Genomic DNA, 16,651 nt, shown 5'->3' with positions numbered 1-16,651 from the left:
GCGTTGAGTTACGGCGCCGCCGCGGGCGCCGTAACGCTTAACGTAACAGCATATACAGCCGGTACAAATAGATAATCAGAATGGCTGATACCAAGTTGCCCAGCGCGTTGAGCACCACCGAAGCGATATTGGCAGGCAGCACGGTCAGCGAGGAGAAGAAGAACATCAGCGCAATTTTCGCCAGCAGCCACAGAATAATCGCCGGGGCGATCACCTTAATGTTCTTCCAGACCAGACGCATACTGGCGCGCATCGCACTGAAAATGCCCATTTTTTCACTTGCCAGCATCACCGGCGCCAACGACAGCATAATCGCCAGAATCACACCCGGCACCATCAGTACCATAAAGCCCAGCTGAACCAGCAGGGTGATCAGGAAGGTCTGCACCAGCAGTTTCGGCAGCAGCGGCGCAGAGGCGCCAATCGCGCGCAGCGCGCTGACGCGCTGTCCACTGGATACCATCGGCAGCAGGCACAGCATGCCGCCCAGCAGCAGCGTGTTGCCAATTAGGGCAGCAAAAGTGCCGGCGGCAGAGGCGCGCAGCAGAATGCGTTGCTGATCCGGTGACATGTTCTGGACGATTTCAAACAGCGATGAGGCGCTGCTGTCGGTCTGGCTGAGCAGGGATAACTGATCCTCGCCCGGCGTCAGGGCGTGGCTAACAATTACGGTAATAAACGAGGTCAGCAACGCCATCAGCACGATGGTGACCAGCTGATGGCGCAGAAAATTTCCTGTGTCACGGTATAACGAGCTTGCCGTGATAGACATGTACACTCCTTGAAGGAACCGGGTTAATTAACCCGGCGATTGTACATGTTCTGCAGGCAGGTTGGCACCCGGAATCCCATAACTTTCTGTCATCTCAGGTAAAGAAGGGTGAAAAAGCGCGGGTAAACCATAGCGCGCCCGGGCGCGATCGCAGGCGTCATTCGGCACGCCATTTTCGCCGGACATGGCGAATTCCCGGCACGGTGACGGCCGCTGCGCATAAATACCACAGGAAACACAGCCGCCAATTTCACCCTGCAGCGCCACGCAGCGCGGTGCACGATCGTTGGTGCCGCGCATGTTGCGCATCATCAGGCTTAGGGGGTCCGTCAGTTCAACCGGCACCGCGCCACCACCGTCGTCGGCTTCGGCCCAGTAAAATGAAACGCGAAAATGGGCGCAGCAGGCGCCACAGGTCATACAGGGGTTAAGTAAATCGCTCATCTGATCGCCCGCCACTCCTGAGGCTTCGAACCAAAATCACAAAAGGGGAATAGCAACACAATCACGCCGCGTAATGGCGGCAACAGGATTTTTATGTCCGCTTGTAAAGACAAAATTGATCTGAATCAATTCATTGTTTTATAAATAATTAATTTGAATTAATGCTGATGATCTTTTCGCAAAAAAGGGGTAAATCTTGTGCCGCGATTAACCTCAATACCCTGTTTTCCGGCAAAGGAGTGATTATGAAACTGACTAAATGCAGCGCTGCTGCTGGCGCTGGCGATCCCGCAACTGGCACTGGCTCACTAGGCCGGTGATTTTTTTGTGCGCGCCGGTAGCGCGACCGTTCGTCCGACCGAAGGCTCTGATAATGTGCTGGGTATGGGCGGCTTCAGCGTCAGCTGCCGCCCACCCTGATGGCGCAGTACTACTTTTTCGACAGTCAAAGCGCGCTGCGCCCTTACGTTGGCGTCGGGATCAACTACACCACCTTCTACGATGCTAAGTTCAACCAGACCCGGCAGGATGCGCAGCTGAGCGATTTAAGCGTGAAAGATTCGTGGGGCGTGGCGGGTCAGGTCGGGCTGGATTATCAGATCAACCGCGACTGGATGCTCAACGCGTCATTGTGGTACATGGACATCGATACCGAGGTGAAATTTAAAGCGGCGGGCGAACAGCAGAATATCAATTTCAGCGCCTCGTCATTCAGCAGCTGTGCCTTCACTTTGGTGGTAATGACCGTGTCATCGATGTAACCGCCGGTCCCTTCCTTTGTTGCTGTTGGTGCACAGGCACTTAAGGTGAGCGCCATCACTGCAGCCACTAAAAAACCCGCAACGACTTTGAACAATTTCATTGGTTATCTCCCTGTCATAGATGGTGGTGCACCGTAACGTGACGGCACGCTTAAGTGTGGGCCGTGCCTCGCATTTCGGCAACTCAGGTGCGATGAAAAAGTTTGTCGCAGGGGGAGAAAAAAGGGGGCAAGAAGCAAGAAAGGCCCTGCAGCCTATGCAGGGCCGTGCCAACTCAGCGGGTAGCCGCTTTGAGATCGCTGACGAACGTTTGCAGTTCGCTGAGCAGCGCCGTTGGGTCGTTCTGATTACGCTCGATGATTTTCACGATGGCCGAGCCGGAAATGGCTCCGGCGGCAACCGCCTCTTTCACCTGACCCGGCTCAGAGATGCCGAAGCCCTGCAGCGGCGGCGCAGCATGATATTCGCGCAGCTTCTCGATCAGATGATGCAGCGGCAGGCTGGCGCGATTTTCCGCACCGGTAACGCCGGCGCGTGACAGCAGATAGGTGTAGCCACGGCCATGCGAGGCGATTTCGCGCAGCAGATCGTCATCCGCGTTGGGCGGACAGATAAAGATCGGGGCAATGTTGTGACGCATTGCCGCCTGGCGGAACGGGGCCGACTCTTCCACCGGCACGTCTGCCACCAGCACCGAGTCAACGCCGACCGCAGCGCACTGCGCGTAGAAGTTGTCGATACCTCTGCTGAACACCAGGTTGGCGTACATCAGCAGGCCAATCGGCAGATCGGGGTATTTCTGGCGCACGGTGGCGAGCATTTCAAAACACTGCGCTACGGTGGTGCCGGCGGCAAAGGCGCGCAGCGTAGCGCCCTGAATCGTCGGTCCATCGGCCAGCGGATCGGAGAACGGAATCCCCAGCTCCAGCGCATCCGCACCGCCCGCGACCAGCGCATCAATAATTTTCAGCGACAGCGCTGGTGACGGATCGCCAAGGGTGACGAAGGGCACAAACGCGCCTTCCTGTTTCGCGGACAGACGTTGAAACAACTGGTTATAACGTTCCATCAGATCTCTCCCTTAGCTTTCAGAATATCGTGAACGGTAAAGATGTCTTTGTCGCCGCGGCCGGAAAGGTTCACCACCAGCAGCTGCTCTTTGTCCGGATTTTCGCGGATCATTTTCAGCGCATACGCCAGCGCGTGCGATGACTCCAAGGCCGGAATGATGCCTTCGGCACGACACAGCGTCTTAAAGGCATCCAGCGCTTCATCATCCGTGATTGACACGTAGTCAGCGCGGCCGGTGCTGTTCAGGTGCGCATGCTGCGGACCGACCGACGGGAAATCGAGACCGGCAGAGATGGAGTAAGACTCTTCGATCTGTCCCTCTTCGGTCTGCATCATCGGCGCCTTCATGCCGAAATAAATACCGACGCGACCGTGCTTGAGCGGTGCACCGTGCTCACCGGTGTCAATACCGTGACCAGCAGGCTCCACCCCGATCAGGCGCACGCTGCTCTCTTCGATGAAATCCGCAAACATGCCGATGGCGTTAGAACCGCCGCCGACGCACGCCAGTACCGCATCCGGCAGGCGACCCTCTTTTTCCAGAATCTGCGCTTTGGTCTCTTCGCCAATCATGCGCTGGAATTCACGTACAATGGTCGGGAACGGATGCGGGCCTGCGGCGGTACCGAGCATGTAGTGCGCGGTTTCGTAGCTGCCGGACCAGTCGCGCAGCGCCTCATTACAGGCATCTTTCAGCGTGGCCGAGCCGCTGTGCACCGGAATCACCTCTGCGCCCATCAGCCGCATGCGGAACACGTTGGGTGACTGACGCTCAACGTCTTTCGCGCCCATGTAAATGCGGCATTTCATGCCGAGCAGGGCGCACGCCAGTGCCGACGCCACGCCGTGCTGACCGGCGCCGGTTTCCGCGATGATCTCGTTTTTGCACATGCGTTTTGCCAGCAGCGCCTGGCCCAGCACTTGGTTAGTTTTGTGCGCGCCGCCGTGCAGCAGGTCTTCGCGCTTCAGGTACAGGCGGGTTTTGCTGCCTTTGGTCAGGTTGCTGCACAGCGTCAGGGCCGTCGGGCGACCGGCGTAGTTTTTCAGCAGGTCAGTAAATTCAGCCTGAAACTCCGGATCGCGCTGTGCTTCAACAAAGGCCGTTTCCAGCTGACGCAGTGCTGGCATCAAAATCTGCGGCACATACTGGCCGCCGAACTCGCCAAAGTAGGGATTAAGTAATGTCGTCATCGTGTCCTCTTCCTTATCCGGCCCGCCCGCAGGCGGGCAGACGCAATTAATAGGCGCGCAGCGTGCGGAATACCGCCGCGACTTTACTGGCATCTTTGATGCCCGGCGCGGATTCCACGCCAGAGTTGAAGTCGAGGCCGGCACAGCCGAGCTGAGCGGCTTCGATGCAGTTATCGGCACTCAGACCACCGGCCAGCAGCACATCAGCCAGGTCTTCACCCTGCAGCAGCGACCAGTCAAAGCGCTGACCGCTGCCACCCTGGCTATTATCCAGCACGTAGCGATCAACGTGCGGCCAGTCGCGTGGCGGCAACTGATCTTTAATGCTCAGTGCTTTCCAGATGCACACGCTGGACGGCAGCGCCTGGCGCAGTTCCGCGACGTAGGCTTTATCTTCGTCGCCGTGCAGCTGGACGGCCGCAAGCGATAAACGTGTGGCTAACGTGACAACGTCACTGATAGCCTGATTGCGGAACACGCCGACATACTTCAGCGGCGCGGCGGAGATCACCGCCTGCGCCTGTGCCTCGCTAACCTGGCGCGGCGAACCGGCGGCAAAGATCACGCCGCCATACAGCGCGCCAGCCTGATGCGCGGCCTGCGCATCTTCCGGGCGGGTCAGGCCGCACACCTTGTTATCGCCCAGCAACACGCGGCGCACACCGGAGTCGAGGTCGTGCTCTTCCATCAGCGCCGAGCCAATTAAAAAGCCGTTGGCAAAATGGCTCAGCTCGCGCACCTGGGCATAATTATAGATGCCGGACTCGCTGATCACGGTGACGCCATTGCTGAGACACGGGGCTAGCTGACGCGTGCGATTCAGGTCAATCGACAAATCACGCAGATCGCGGTTGTTGATGCCGACCACTTTAGCTTCCAGCGCGATAGCCCGCTCCAGCTCTTCTTCATTACTGACTTCGGTCAGCACGCCCATTTTCAGGCTGTGCGCCACCGCAGCCAGCTGACGGTACTGCTCATCATCCAGTACTGACAGCATCAGCAGAATGGCATCGGCCTGATAATGGCGTGCCAGGTAAATCTGGTAGGGATCAATAATAAAGTCTTTGCACAGCACCGGCTGTGTTATGGCGGCGCTGACCACCGGCAGAAAATCAAAGCTGCCTTGGAAATATTTCTCATCGGTCAGCACTGACACCGCAGAGGCGTAATGGCGATAGATCCCGGCGATTGTCGCTGGATCAAAATCGGCGCGAATCAGCCCTTTAGACGGGGAGGCTTTTTTACACTCCAGAATGAAGACGGTGCGCGTGCCACGCAGCGCCTCGTAAAAATGACGCTCCGCCGGCTGCAGATCGTTCTGGAAAGAGGCCAGCGGCTGCTGCGATTTACGTGCTTCAACCCACAGGGCTTTATCCTGCACAATTTTTTCTAATACGGTGCCCTTGATACTCATTTCATCCTCTCGCTGCCAGTGCCACAACGCGCTCGTACGCCTGACCGCTGCGAATGGCAGCCATGGCGCGCTCAGCGTTATCGCGCAAATCTTCATTTCCGAATACTTTCAGCAACATTGCGACATTTACCGCAACGGCCTGCTCGTGGGCGGGCTGGCTTTTACCTTGGAGCAAACGCGTCAGAATGTCACGGTTTTCTTCCGGTGTGCCGCCGGCCAGCGCCTCTTTCGGCTGGAAGCTGAAGCCAAAGTCTTCTGGCGTCAGCTGGTAGCTGGTGATCTCACCGTCACGCAACTCTGCGACTTGGGTCGCACTGTGCAGCGCCACTTCATCCATGCCGCCACCGTGCACCACGGCAGCGCGCTGGTAGCCCAGCACTTTCAGCGTCTGGGCTATAGGTAGCACCAGCTCCGGGCTGTAGACGCCAATCACCGCCAGCGGCGGGCGCGCCGGGTTGATCAGCGGACCAAGCACGTTAAACAGCGTGCGGGTTTTCAGCTGCTGGCGCACCGGCATCGCGTGGCGGAAACCGCTGTGATACTGCGGCGCAAACAGGAAGCAGACGTTAAGATCGTCCAGCGCCTGCCTTGCCTGCTGCGCCGGCATGTCGAGATTGATACCGAAAGCGGCTAGCAGATCGGAAGACCCGGACCTGCTGGAGACGCTGCGGTTGCCGTGCTTGGCCACTTTCAGCCCGCAGGTGGCGGCGACAAAGGCGCTGGCAGTTGAAATATTAATGCTGTTGCTGCCATCACCGCCGGTGCCAACGATATCGGCAAAGGTATAGTCCGGACGCGGGAACGGTCTGGCATCGGCCAGCAGCGCGGAGGCGGCACCAGCTATCTCTTCCGGGCGCTCGCCACGCACCTTCATGGCGATCAGCGCCGCTGCCAGCTGCGTCGGCTCCAGCTGTCCGGTAATAATCGCGCTGAACAGCTGGTGGCTCTCGGCCTGGCTCAGCGTTTGCGCCTGATACAGTTTTTCCAGAATAGTTTGCATCATCATCTCCCTGTTATTTCGCCAGCGCCCGGGCCAGTGTTTGCTCCAGCAGACGTGCGCCCTGCGTGGTGAGAATCGACTCGGGATGGAACTGGAAGCCGCACACGCGGTCCGTTTCGTTACGCACCGCCATCACCATGCCGTTATAGCTGGCATTAACCGTCAGTTCCGCCGGCGTATTGCTGCCCACCAGCGAGTGGTAGCGTGCCACCGGCAGCGGGTTGCTGAGGCCGGTAAACATCGCCTCGCCATCATGGGTAATGGCGGAGGCTTTGCCGTGCAGAATTTCGCCCGCCTGGCCGACGTGCCCGCCGTAAGCTTCGACGATGGCCTGATGGCCGAGACAGATACCAATGATCGGCAGCTGACCGCGCAGCGCCTGTAACAGCTGCGGCATGCAGCCGGCATCTTTCGGTGCGCCGGGGCCGGGCGAGAGCATCAGCACCGGGTTTTCCATCTGCTGCAGGCGGTCGATCAGCACCTCTGCCGGGACGTTGTTGCGGTAGATCACCACGTTGTGGCCAAAGGTACGCAGCTGATCAACGAGGTTGTAGGTAAAGGAGTCGATATTATCGAGCAGCAGGATATCGGCCATCAGAAAATCTCCTTGCAGTGATGGGCAGTAGCGATGGCGCGCAATACCGCGCGGGCTTTGTTGCGGCTCTCATCCGCTTCAGCCTGAGGCTGAGAATCCAGCACCACGCCGGCACCGGCCTGCACGGTGGCGACGCCACCTTCCACCCAGGCGGAGCGGATGACGATGCAGGTATCAAGGTCGCCGCTGGCGGTGAAGTAGCCGACCGCGCCGCCGTAGCTGCCGCGCCGTGTGCCTTCTTTTTCCGCAATCAACTGCATCGCGCGCACTTTCGGTGCGCCACTCAGCGTGCCCATGTTCATGCAGGCGCGATAGGCGTGCAGCACATCAAGATCGTTGCGCAGCGTGCCCACCACGCGGGACACCAGGTGCATCACAAACGAGTAACGGTCCACTTTGGTTAAATCCGGCACGTAACGGCTGCCAGGCACACAGATACGCGCCAGGTCGTTGCGCGCCAGATCCACCAGCATCAGGTGCTCAGCCAGCTCTTTATGGTCAGTGCGCATTTCCAGTTCAATACGGCTGTCCAGGTCGCGATCCAGCGAGCCATCCGCATGGCGACCGCGCGGACGCGTACCGGCAATCGGGTAGATTTCGATCTGGCGCGAGCTGGCGTCATACTTCAGCGAGCTTTCCGGCGAAGCGCCGAACAGCGCAAAATCCTGATCCTGCATAAAGAACATGTACGGGCTGGGGTTGCTGTTTTTCAGCGTATCGTATGCCGCCAGCGGTGACGGGCACGGCAGCGAGAAGCGGCGCGACGGTACCACCTGGAAAATTTCGCCGATGCGAATTGCCTGCTGCAGTTCGCTCACCACGTTGCAGTAAGCTTCATCGCTTTGGCTGGTGTTCAGCGTCATTTGCTCGACGCGCTGCACCGGCAGCGCTGGAGCTGGCTGCGTCATCTGACCGTGCAGCTGTTCAATACGGCTCTGCAGACGCTGAAACTCGCTGGTGGACGGTGCAAACAGGCTGGCCTGTAGACGGGCGCTGCGCTGCTGGTGATCGATCACCAGTAACGTTTCGGCGAGGTAGAAACAGTAATCCGGGCAGCTTTGGTCATTGCGCAGCGGCGGCAGATCTTCAAATCCCGCCACCAGATCGTAGGCAAACAGGCCGCCCAGCAGCATGGCTTCACGTTCCTCGGCCGGGCTGTTCACCAGATGCAGAATCAGACGCAGTGCATCAAACACCGACAGCGCCTTCAGGCGGGAGTCTTCATCGTGCAGACCCTCAACCGGCGTGAAATGCAGCTCTCGTCCGTCCGGGCGAACGGCTATGCGCACCTCGGGCGGCAGCGCTTCGTCCAGCAGCGGCAGCAGCGCGCGGCCGTTTTCCGACAGCGCCTGCAGGGTAACAACATTGCCCAGGGCGCTGATGCGCAGCGCGCTGTCGACAATCAGCAGGCTTTTCAGATTCTGCTTGCTGTCGATATCGGCAGATTCAAGCAGCAGAGTTGCCGGACGTGCGCCGCATAATTGATGAAACACTGCGGCTGGATCTTCGCGGTAGGGCGCGGTACCGGTAATCAACTTCAATGTAGGTTTCGCATTAGCCATAATGGATTCTCTGAATTTCGCTCAAAAAAAAGCCCGCTCGGTGGCGGGCTCAGGTATCTGCACTGCGGTTACGCAAAATGTGCATGACGACGTCGCCCGTGAAAGGGATCATCGCGCCACAAACCATTAACATGCGTACCGATAAGAGCCATGATTAAATACCTGTTACGTGTGAACTTGTGTACTAGTTAACTGATTCGGGTAAAAAAAGTCAATACCCTTTTTCAGTTACGGGCAAAATCGTTATCATGCCAGCCGGTTTAATGCAGTCGCTGGAGTGACCTTGTCAGATATCGCCCGTTTTCCGCTTTATGATTTACACAGCCATACCCAGGCTTCTGACGGTTTGCTGACGCCGACCGCGCTGGTGCAGCGCGCCGTTGAGATGCACGTCGGCGTGCCATCATTCTGGCGGCGTGGCGGTGCTGGCCCATCCTGCGCGGTACGGGCTGTCAGCCAAATGGCTGAAGCGACTGATTGCGCATTTTGCCGCAGAAGGCGGCGATGCGATGGAAGTGGCATAGTGTCAGCAGGCACCGAATGAACGTACCCAGCTGGCGAGCTATGCGCGCGATAATCAGCTGGCGGCCTCGCAGGGGGCCGATTTTCACCAACCACCATTATTCAGTTCTTTGTGCTGATTTTGGTGTTTTGCGCCGATTTTCTGTTTGCACAGCTGCAGCTTTGCCGGGAACGCTGCTGGTAACAGACTGGTGAGTCTCTTTAATCTATTGCGGCACTAATCGGCGCGCCATTAAATAAATAAACGGTCTCAGGCAAAACGACGTAATTTCAGCGGGTTGCGCCCACTATCCTGACGCTCTTTACGCAAATCAATCAGACATCTGAATCAATGACCGTGCTGCCCGCTTCAGCCTCCGGATCTCTGGCGCTTTATTATCGGCAGATTAAGGAAAAGGTGTTAACGAAACTGTAGCTGGTGTAAAATCTCGGGCCGTCCGCGCTGGCACTTGGCGCGTAGCGGTCACAGATTCTGATACGGGACCTGGTAACGCCGGTATCTTACCTCTTCATTACCACGACGCTTGGGAAGGCGACAACGAGGCAGCTCCATGAGTGAAAAATTACAAAAAGTATTAGCGCGCGCCGGACACGGTTCGCGCCGTGAAATCGAAGCAATGATTTCAGCCGGACGCATCAGCGTTGATGGCAAACTGGCGACGCTGGGCGATCGCATCGAAAATGACAAAACTCTGAAAATCCGTATTGATGGCCATCTGGTATCGATTGCTGAATCGGCCACCGAGGTGTGTCGCGTGCTGGCGTATTACAAACCGGAAGGTGAGCTTTGCACGCGCAACGATCCGGAAGGGCGCCCAACGGTATTTGATCGCCTGCCGCGCCTGCGCGGTTCACGCTGGATTGCCGTCGGCCGTCTGGACGTGAACACCTGCGGTCTGATGTTGTTCACCACCGACGGTGAACTGGCCAACCGCCTGATGCACCCAAGCCGCGCAGTTGAGCGTGAATACGCGGTGCGCGTATTCGGTGAAGTGGATGACGAAAAAGTGCGTCAGCTGAGCAAGGGCGTGCAGCTGGAAGACGGTCCGGCAGCGTTCAAAACCATCAAATTCTCCGGCGGCGAAGGCATTAACCAGTGGTACAACGTCACCCTGACGGAAGGGTGTAACCGCGAGGTGCGTCGTCTGTGGGAAGCGGTTGGCGTGCAGGTAAGCCGTCTGATGCGCGTGCGCTACGGCGATATTCAGCTGCCAAAAGGTCTGCCGCGCGGCGGCTGGATGGAGATGGAACTGCCGGCGGTCAACTACCTTCGTAAGCTGGTGGGACTGCCGGAAGAGACGGTGACCAAAGTGGCGGTCGAGAAAGATCGTCGCCGCACCAAAGCTAACCAAATCCGCCGGGCGGTGAAACGCCATAGCGCGGTAAGCAATAACAGCCCGCGTCGCAATAGTAATAAACGCGGTGCCTGATCGCTCCCTGACGCCGCGTGCTGCGGCGTCAGACGCTACCAGTCGATTCCCTGCTGTGCCTGAATTCCAGCGTCAAACGCGTGTTTGACCGGACGCATCTCGCTGACGGTATCCGCCAGTTCCAGTAGCGTCCGGTGACAGCCGCGCCCGGTAATGATCACACTTTGCTGCGGCGGACGCTGCTGCAGTGCAGCGAGCAGCTCATCCAGATCGAGATAATCCATACTCACCATGTAGGTGATTTCATCGAGTATCACCAGATCCAGCGACGCGTCTTGCAGCATGCGTCTGGCCTGTTGCCACACCCGCTGGCAGGCGGCCGTATCGCTGGTACGGTTTTGCGTCTCCCAGGTAAAGCCCGTGGCCATCACCTGAAACTCCACGCCGTGCTGCGCCAGCAGATTACGTTCGCCGTTGGGCCATTCGCCCTTAATAAACTGCACGGCAGCCACTTTTTTACCGTGGCCGCAGGCGCGCAGCGCGGTGCCAAAAGCGGCGGTGGTTTTACCTTTGCCGTTGCCGGTAAACACCATCAGGATGCCGCGCGTTTCGGTGGCAGCGGCGATGCGGGCGTCAACCTGTTCTTTCAGCCGCTGCTGGCGTTGCTGGTGACGATCGCTCATGCGCTGGCCGGTCCCGGCTTGCGCCCCGGTTGTGCATCGTAGCTGATGCCGGTTTTACGGCGGCTGTCATCGCCCATCAGATAGAGGTAGAGCGGCATCAGGTCGGCCGGGGTTTTCAGCAGGCTGGCATTCTCCTCCGAGAAGGCGCTGGCGCGCATTTTGGTGCGCGTGCCGCCGGGATTGATGCAGTTCACCCGCAGATGGCGGTTTTTATACTCATCAGCCAGCACCTGCATCATGCCCTCAGTGGCGAATTTCGACACGGCATACGCGCCCCAGCCCGCGCGGCCGGTGCGGCCCACGCTGGAGGTGGTGAACACCAGCGAACCGGCGTCGGATTTCAGCAGCAGCGGCAGCAGCGCCTGCGTTAAATAGAAGGTGGCGTCGAGGTTGATTTGCATCACCTGCTGCCAGACCGCCGGATCGAGTTCCGCCAGCGGCACGATCTCACCGAGAATGCCGGCGTTATGCAGCACGCCATCCAGCCGCGGCACCAGCGCGGCAACCTGTTGTGCCAGTTGCTGGCAGCTTTCCGGTGTGGCGTGCGCCAGATCCAGCAGCAGCGTGGCGGCGGGCTGTTTATTGAGCTGATTAATCGCCTCAGCGGTTTGCTGCAGGGTGGTGGCATTGCGGCCGAGCAGAATCACGCGCGCACCGTAGCGCGCATAGGTCAGGGCGGCTTCGCGGCCGATGCCGTCGGAAGCGCCGGTCACGAGAATGATGCGATTGTCCAGCAGGTCGCTTTTCGGTTGATAATGCACAGCGATGTCCTTTGCAGGTCAGAGGGTTTTTTGGCTTTATGCATCAATTTGGCGCAAGGTACAATCGCCGCAACGCGCATTCTGTGCCGCCTGCCGGCATTTCAGGCGACGAACGGCATCAAAGCGGGTAAACTCAGGGTTTGACTGTAATTCACTGTTTAATAAGGCGGCAGAATGGATTTACTCTCCAGCTATGGATTATTTCTGGCCAAGGCCGTCACCGTCGTGGTGGCGATCGCAGCTATTGTACTGATTGTGCTAAATGCCGCGCTGCGTAAACGTCACAGCGGCGGTCAGCTGCGCTTAACCCATCTCGACGAAGCGTATCGCGAGATGAAAGAGGACCTGCAGCTGGCGAAGATGAAGCCGCAGGCGCAAAAAGTGTGGCTGAAGCAGCATAAGAAAGAAGAGAAACAGAAAGCCAAAGCCGAAAAGCGCAACGCCAAAGCCGGTGTGACTGAAGCGGCGAAGCCGACACTCTATGTGCTGGAGTTCAAAGGCAGTATGGACGCCGGGGAAGTCAGCTCGCTGCGCGAAGAGATCTCCGCCGTGCTGGCGGTGGCGCAGCCGGGTGATGAAGTGCTGCTGCGGCTGGAAAGTCCCGGTGGCGTGGTGCACGGTTATGGCCTGGCCGCGTCGCAGCTACAACGTCTGCGTGATGCGGGGCTGCAACTGACCGCGGTGGTGGATAAAGTTGCCGCCAGCGGTGGCTACATGATGGCCTGCGTCGCGGATCGCATCGTAGCGGCGCCGTTCTCCATCATTGGTTCTATCGGCGTGGTAGCGCAAATCCCTAACTTTAACCGTCTGCTGAAGCGCAACGACATTGATGTGGAGCTGCACACTGCCGGTCAGTACAAACGTACGCTGACGCTGTTTGGTGAGAATACCGAGGAAGGGCGGGAGAAGTTTCAGGAAGACCTGAATGAAACCCATCAGCTGTTTAAAGATTTTGTGCACCAGATGCGTCCGGCGCTGGATCTGGACAAAGTGGCAACGGGTGAACACTGGTATGGTCGTCAGGCGCTGGATCTGGGGCTGATTGATGAGATTGGCACCAGCGATGCGCTGATCATTGCGCGCATGGACCGTTTCAGCGTGCTGGGCGTGCACTTCGCGCGCAGGAAAAAGATGATTGATCGCGTGACCCACAGTGCCAGCGTGGCAGCCGAGCGGCTGATTCTGAAAATCTGGCAGCGCGGTGATAAACCGCTGTTGTGAACAAACCCGGCAGAGGCCGGGTTTTTTTATGCCAGGTGATACTGTGCGGAGAGCACCACGGCAAGGTGCTTAAACACGTTAAACACCGCCGTGGTTTTGGCGGTCGGCAACCTTTCATCGTCGAGGAACCACGGGCCGCGAAACACCAGAACCTTGCCCTGCTGAATCACCTCAATCACCTCAGTGGCTTCCATACCGGCAAAATATTCATCGTGCTGCTGAATGAGCTGATTAGCGATTTCCAGTAGCGCCTAGCGTGAAATGGATTCCGTTTCTGCTGACATTTTCACCTCTTTTTTGACAGCGAATTTTCTCCTTCTATATTACTTGCCTGTCGGTGCGTTCAGCAAATCAGCGTTCTGTCAGAAAACTGGCGAGAAATTAAACACAATGCTAATTAAGTTGCGTAACAGATTTTATAAGGTAGAGTGTGGGCGATTCAGCTTTCAGGGAGATAACACTAGGATGTGTGATACCGTCAGACGGAAAACTCGCTCTTAATCATCAAGTTGCAAATGCCGATGCAATCTGACCAGAGATTGTCCCCGCTGGCTTGAAAAGCAAAAAGTCAGCAGCAATATTGAACCCATTGGGTTTTGGAGCTGCCAATCCTCTCCCGTTTATCAGGACGTTTCCATTAGGTAAAAATACATATGGGTAAAGCACTCGTCATCGTTGAGTCCCCGGCAAAGGCCAAAACAATCAATAAATACCTCGGTAATGACTACGTGGTGAAATCCAGCGTCGGTCATATCCGTGATTTGCCGACCAGTGGTTCAACGGCCCGTAAAAGTGCCGACGGGGAAAAGGCGAAAACCGGCAAGAAAGTAAAGAAAGATGAAAAGGCCGCGCTGGTTAATCGCATGGGCGTTGACCCGTGGCACGGCTGGGAAGCGGACTACCAGATTCTGCCCGGCAAGGAAAAAGTGGTTTCTGAACTGAAGAACCTGGCTGCCGATGCCGACCACATCTATCTCGCAACCGACCTTGACCGCGAAGGGGAAGCCATTGCCTGGCACCTGCGGGAAGTGATCGGCGGCGATGACAAACGCTTCAGCCGCGTGGTGTTTAACGAAATCACCAAAAATGCGATTCGTCAGGCGTTCGAGAAGCCGGGCGAACTGAATATTGAGCGCGTCAATGCGCAGCAGGCGCGTCGTTTTATGGACCGCGTGGTGGGCTATATGGTCTCGCCGCTGCTGTGGAAAAAAATTGCCCGTGGCCTGTCGGCCGGACGCGTGCAGTCGGTTGCCGTGCGTCTGGTGGTGGAGCGCGAGCGCGAAATCAAAGCCTTCGTACCGGAAGAGTACTGGGAAATTGACGCCGATCTGTCGACGCCGAAAGGCGATGCGCTGGCGGTCAGGGTGACGCATCAGGGCGACAAAGCTTTCCGCCCGGTTAACCGCGAGCAAACCGAAGCGGCCGTTGCCATCCTGGAAAAGGCGCGTTACGCCATTCTGGATCGTGAAGACAAGCCGACCAGCAGCAAACCGTCGGCGCCGTTTATCACCTCGACGCTGCAGCAGGCGGCGAGCACCCGCCTTGGTTTTGGCGTGAAGAAAACCATGATGATGGCGCAGCGTCTTTATGAAGACGGTCACATCACTTATATGCGTACCGATTCCACCAACCTGAGTCAGGATGCGGTGGCGATGGCGCGTGGCTACGTGGAGAAAAAATTCGGTAAGAATTACCTGCCGGATGCGCCCAACACCTACGCCAGCAAAGAGAACTCACAGGAAGCGCACGAAGCGATTCGTCCTTCTTATGTCAACGTTGCCGCTGAGCAACTGAAGGATATGGAAGCGGATGCGCAGAAGCTGTATCAGCTGATCTGGCGCCAGTTCGTGGCCTGCCAGATGGTGCCCGCGCAATATGATTCCACCACGCTGACCGTCGGCGCGGCAGATTTCAAACTGAAAGCGAAAGGGCGTACGCTGCGTTTCGACGGCTGGACCAAAGTGATGCCGGCGCTGCGTAAAAATGATGAAGATTTGACGCTGCCGCCGGTGAACGTGGGCGACACGCTGGATCTGAAATCCCTGCTGCCGGGCCAGCACTTTACCAAACCGCCGGCGCGCTTCAGCGAAGCTTCGCTGGTGCGCGAGCTGGAGAAGCGTGGCATTGGCCGACCGTCTACCTATGCTTCGATCATTTCCACCATTCAGGATCGCGGTTACGTGCGGGTGGAAAACCGCCGCTTCTACGCCGAGAAGATGGGGGAGATTGTTACCGATCGTCTGGAAGAGAACTTCCGTGAGCTGATGAATTATGATTTCACCGCGCACATGGAAGACAGTCTCGACCAGGTCGCGAATAACGAAGCGCAATGGAAAGCGGTGCTGGATTCATTCTTCAGTGATTTCAGCCAGCAGCTGGAGCAGGCGGAGAAAGATCCGGAAGAGGGCGGCATGCAGCCGAACCAGATGGTGCTGACCTCCATCGACTGCCCAACCTGTGGACGCAAAATGGGTATTCGCACCGCCAGCACCGGCGTGTTCCTGGGCTGTTCTGGTTATGCACTGCCGCCGAAAGAGCGCTGCAAGCAGACCATTAACCTGATCCCGGAAAACGAAGTGCTTAACGTGCTGGAAGGCGATGATGCCGAAACCAACGCGCTGCGCGCCCGTCGTCGCTGCCAGAAGTGCGGCACCGCGATGGACAGCTACCTGATCGACAACGGCCGTAAACTGCACGTTTGTGGTAATAACCCGGAATGCGACGGTTATAAAATCGAGCAGGGTGAATTCCGTATTAAAGGTTATGACGGTCCGATTGTTGAGTGCGAAAAATGTGGCTCTGAAATGCACCTGAAGATGGGGCGTTTTGGTAAGTACATGGCCTGTACCAACGAAGAGTGTAAAAATACCCGTAAGATTCTGCGTAACGGCGAAGTCGCGCCGCCGAAAGAAGATCCGGTACCGCTTCCTGAGCTGCCGTGCGAAAAATCGGATGCGTATTTTGTGCTGCGTGACGGAGCTGCGGGCGTGTTCCTGGCCGCTAACACCTTCCCGAAATCGCGTGAAACCCGTGCACCGCTGGTGGAAGAGCTGCAGCGCTTTGCTGACCGTCTGCCAGTGAAACTGAAATATCTGGCCGAAGCGCCGGCAGTGGATCCGGAAGGCAATAAAACGCTGGTGCGTTTTAGCCGTAAGACCAAACAGCAGTATGTTGCCTCAGAAAAAGAGGGCAAAGCTACCGGCTGGTCGGTTTTCTATATCGACGGTAAGTGGCAGGAAGCGAAGAAGTAATCTCCCTACAGACCAGCGTTCGCTGGCCTTTTT

At 57.5% G+C, this 16,651-nt stretch carries 12 protein-coding genes, 4 pseudogenes and 1 other annotated feature; of the genes and pseudogenes, 5 read left to right on the top strand and 11 right to left on the bottom strand.

Annotated features, from left to right (window positions below; all coding sequences use genetic code 11):
* Nucleotides 1-37: 37 nt before the first annotated feature.
* Both AC6I8M_RS06705 and AC6I8M_RS06700 read right to left on the bottom strand, forming a co-directional pair.
* Entirely contained in the window at nucleotides 38-772 is a 735-nt protein-coding gene (locus tag AC6I8M_RS06705) for a YciC family protein (protein WP_010617719.1), read from the bottom strand.
* A 27-nt stretch (nucleotides 773-799) separates the two neighbouring features.
* A complete protein-coding gene (locus AC6I8M_RS06700; protein ID WP_022547837.1) occupies nucleotides 800-1,216 on the bottom strand; it encodes a YkgJ family cysteine cluster protein in 417 nt (138 codons plus the stop codon).
* A 267-nt stretch (nucleotides 1,217-1,483) separates the two neighbouring features.
* Here AC6I8M_RS06700 and AC6I8M_RS06695 point away from each other — a divergent pair.
* Nucleotides 1,484-1,977: pseudogene (locus tag AC6I8M_RS06695) on the top strand (OmpW family outer membrane protein).
* On the opposite strand, the pseudogene AC6I8M_RS06690 reads toward AC6I8M_RS06695, so the two are convergent.
* From AC6I8M_RS06690 to AC6I8M_RS06665, 6 genes and pseudogenes are all read right to left on the bottom strand, one after another.
* Nucleotides 1,911-2,078, bottom strand: a pseudogene (locus tag AC6I8M_RS06690) (BON domain-containing protein); the annotation flags it as partial. The pseudogenes AC6I8M_RS06695 and AC6I8M_RS06690 sit on opposite strands and share 67 nt — an antisense overlap.
* A gap of 173 nt (nucleotides 2,079-2,251) precedes the next feature.
* Complete coding sequence (trpA, locus tag AC6I8M_RS06685; protein ID WP_010617716.1) at nucleotides 2,252-3,046, bottom strand: tryptophan synthase subunit alpha; 795 nt, start codon at nucleotides 3,044-3,046, stop codon at nucleotides 2,252-2,254.
* Nucleotides 3,046-4,239 (bottom strand): tryptophan synthase subunit beta, encoded by a 1,194-nt coding sequence (gene trpB, locus AC6I8M_RS06680; protein WP_058948716.1) that lies wholly within the window; start codon nucleotides 4,237-4,239, stop codon nucleotides 3,046-3,048. Before trpB ends, trpA begins: the two co-directional genes overlap by 1 nt.
* Before the next feature lie 46 nt (nucleotides 4,240-4,285).
* Nucleotides 4,286-5,653 carry a bifunctional indole-3-glycerol-phosphate synthase TrpC/phosphoribosylanthranilate isomerase TrpF gene (gene trpCF, locus AC6I8M_RS06675; protein ID WP_010617713.1) on the bottom strand — a complete coding sequence of 456 codons (1,368 nt, stop codon included), beginning with the start codon at nucleotides 5,651-5,653 and terminating at the stop codon, nucleotides 4,286-4,288.
* 1 nt (nucleotide 5,654) lies between these two features.
* Nucleotides 5,655-7,248, bottom strand: a pseudogene (gene trpD / locus AC6I8M_RS06670) (bifunctional anthranilate synthase glutamate amidotransferase component TrpG/anthranilate phosphoribosyltransferase TrpD).
* Nucleotides 7,248-8,810 (bottom strand): anthranilate synthase component 1, encoded by a 1,563-nt coding sequence (locus AC6I8M_RS06665; protein ID WP_010617710.1) that lies wholly within the window; start codon nucleotides 8,808-8,810, stop codon nucleotides 7,248-7,250. The pseudogene trpD and the gene AC6I8M_RS06665 overlap by 1 nt, the downstream one beginning before the upstream one ends.
* A gap of 23 nt (nucleotides 8,811-8,833) precedes the next feature.
* Nucleotides 8,834-8,938, bottom strand: a sequence feature (Trp leader region).
* Between the two features lie 267 nt (nucleotides 8,939-9,205).
* Here AC6I8M_RS06665 and AC6I8M_RS06660 point away from each other — a divergent pair.
* Both AC6I8M_RS06660 and rluB read left to right on the top strand, forming a co-directional pair.
* Nucleotides 9,206-9,427, top strand: a pseudogene (locus tag AC6I8M_RS06660) (PHP domain-containing protein); the annotation flags it as partial.
* A gap of 456 nt (nucleotides 9,428-9,883) precedes the next feature.
* Entirely contained in the window at nucleotides 9,884-10,762 is an 879-nt protein-coding gene (gene rluB / locus AC6I8M_RS06655) for a 23S rRNA pseudouridine(2605) synthase RluB (protein ID WP_010617708.1), read from the top strand.
* 35 nt (nucleotides 10,763-10,797) lie between these two features.
* On the opposite strand, the gene cobO is transcribed toward rluB, so the two are convergent.
* Nucleotides 10,798-11,385, bottom strand: a complete 588-nt coding sequence (gene cobO / locus AC6I8M_RS06650) for a cob(I)yrinic acid a,c-diamide adenosyltransferase (RefSeq protein WP_058948717.1) — start codon at nucleotides 11,383-11,385, stop codon at nucleotides 10,798-10,800.
* The gene (locus tag AC6I8M_RS06645; protein WP_010617707.1) at nucleotides 11,382-12,146 is read right to left on the bottom strand and encodes a YciK family oxidoreductase; all 765 of its coding nucleotides are present in this window, start codon (nucleotides 12,144-12,146) and stop codon (nucleotides 11,382-11,384) included. The genes cobO and AC6I8M_RS06645 overlap by 4 nt, the downstream gene beginning before the upstream one ends.
* Nucleotides 12,147-12,320: 174 nt before the next feature.
* Between AC6I8M_RS06645 and sohB the strand changes: the two genes are divergently transcribed.
* On the top strand, nucleotides 12,321-13,367 hold the full coding sequence (sohB, locus tag AC6I8M_RS06640; protein ID WP_010617706.1) for a protease SohB: 1,047 nt from the start codon (nucleotides 12,321-12,323) through the stop codon (nucleotides 13,365-13,367).
* Between the two features lie 26 nt (nucleotides 13,368-13,393).
* Here the strand turns inward: sohB and AC6I8M_RS06635 are convergent, their stop codons facing one another.
* Complete coding sequence (locus AC6I8M_RS06635; RefSeq protein WP_195910858.1) at nucleotides 13,394-13,612, bottom strand: DUF2498 family protein; 219 nt, start codon at nucleotides 13,610-13,612, stop codon at nucleotides 13,394-13,396.
* Nucleotides 13,613-14,020: 408 nt separating this feature from the next.
* Here AC6I8M_RS06635 and topA point away from each other — a divergent pair, with 408 nt between their 5' ends.
* Complete coding sequence (gene topA / locus AC6I8M_RS06630; RefSeq protein WP_058948718.1) at nucleotides 14,021-16,618, top strand: type I DNA topoisomerase; 2,598 nt, start codon at nucleotides 14,021-14,023, stop codon at nucleotides 16,616-16,618.
* The last annotated feature ends 33 nt before the right edge of the window (nucleotides 16,619-16,651 follow it).

It is taken from the genome of Type-A symbiont of Plautia stali (assembly GCF_059731155.1).
This window is presented reverse-complemented; position numbering and strand designations above follow the sequence as displayed.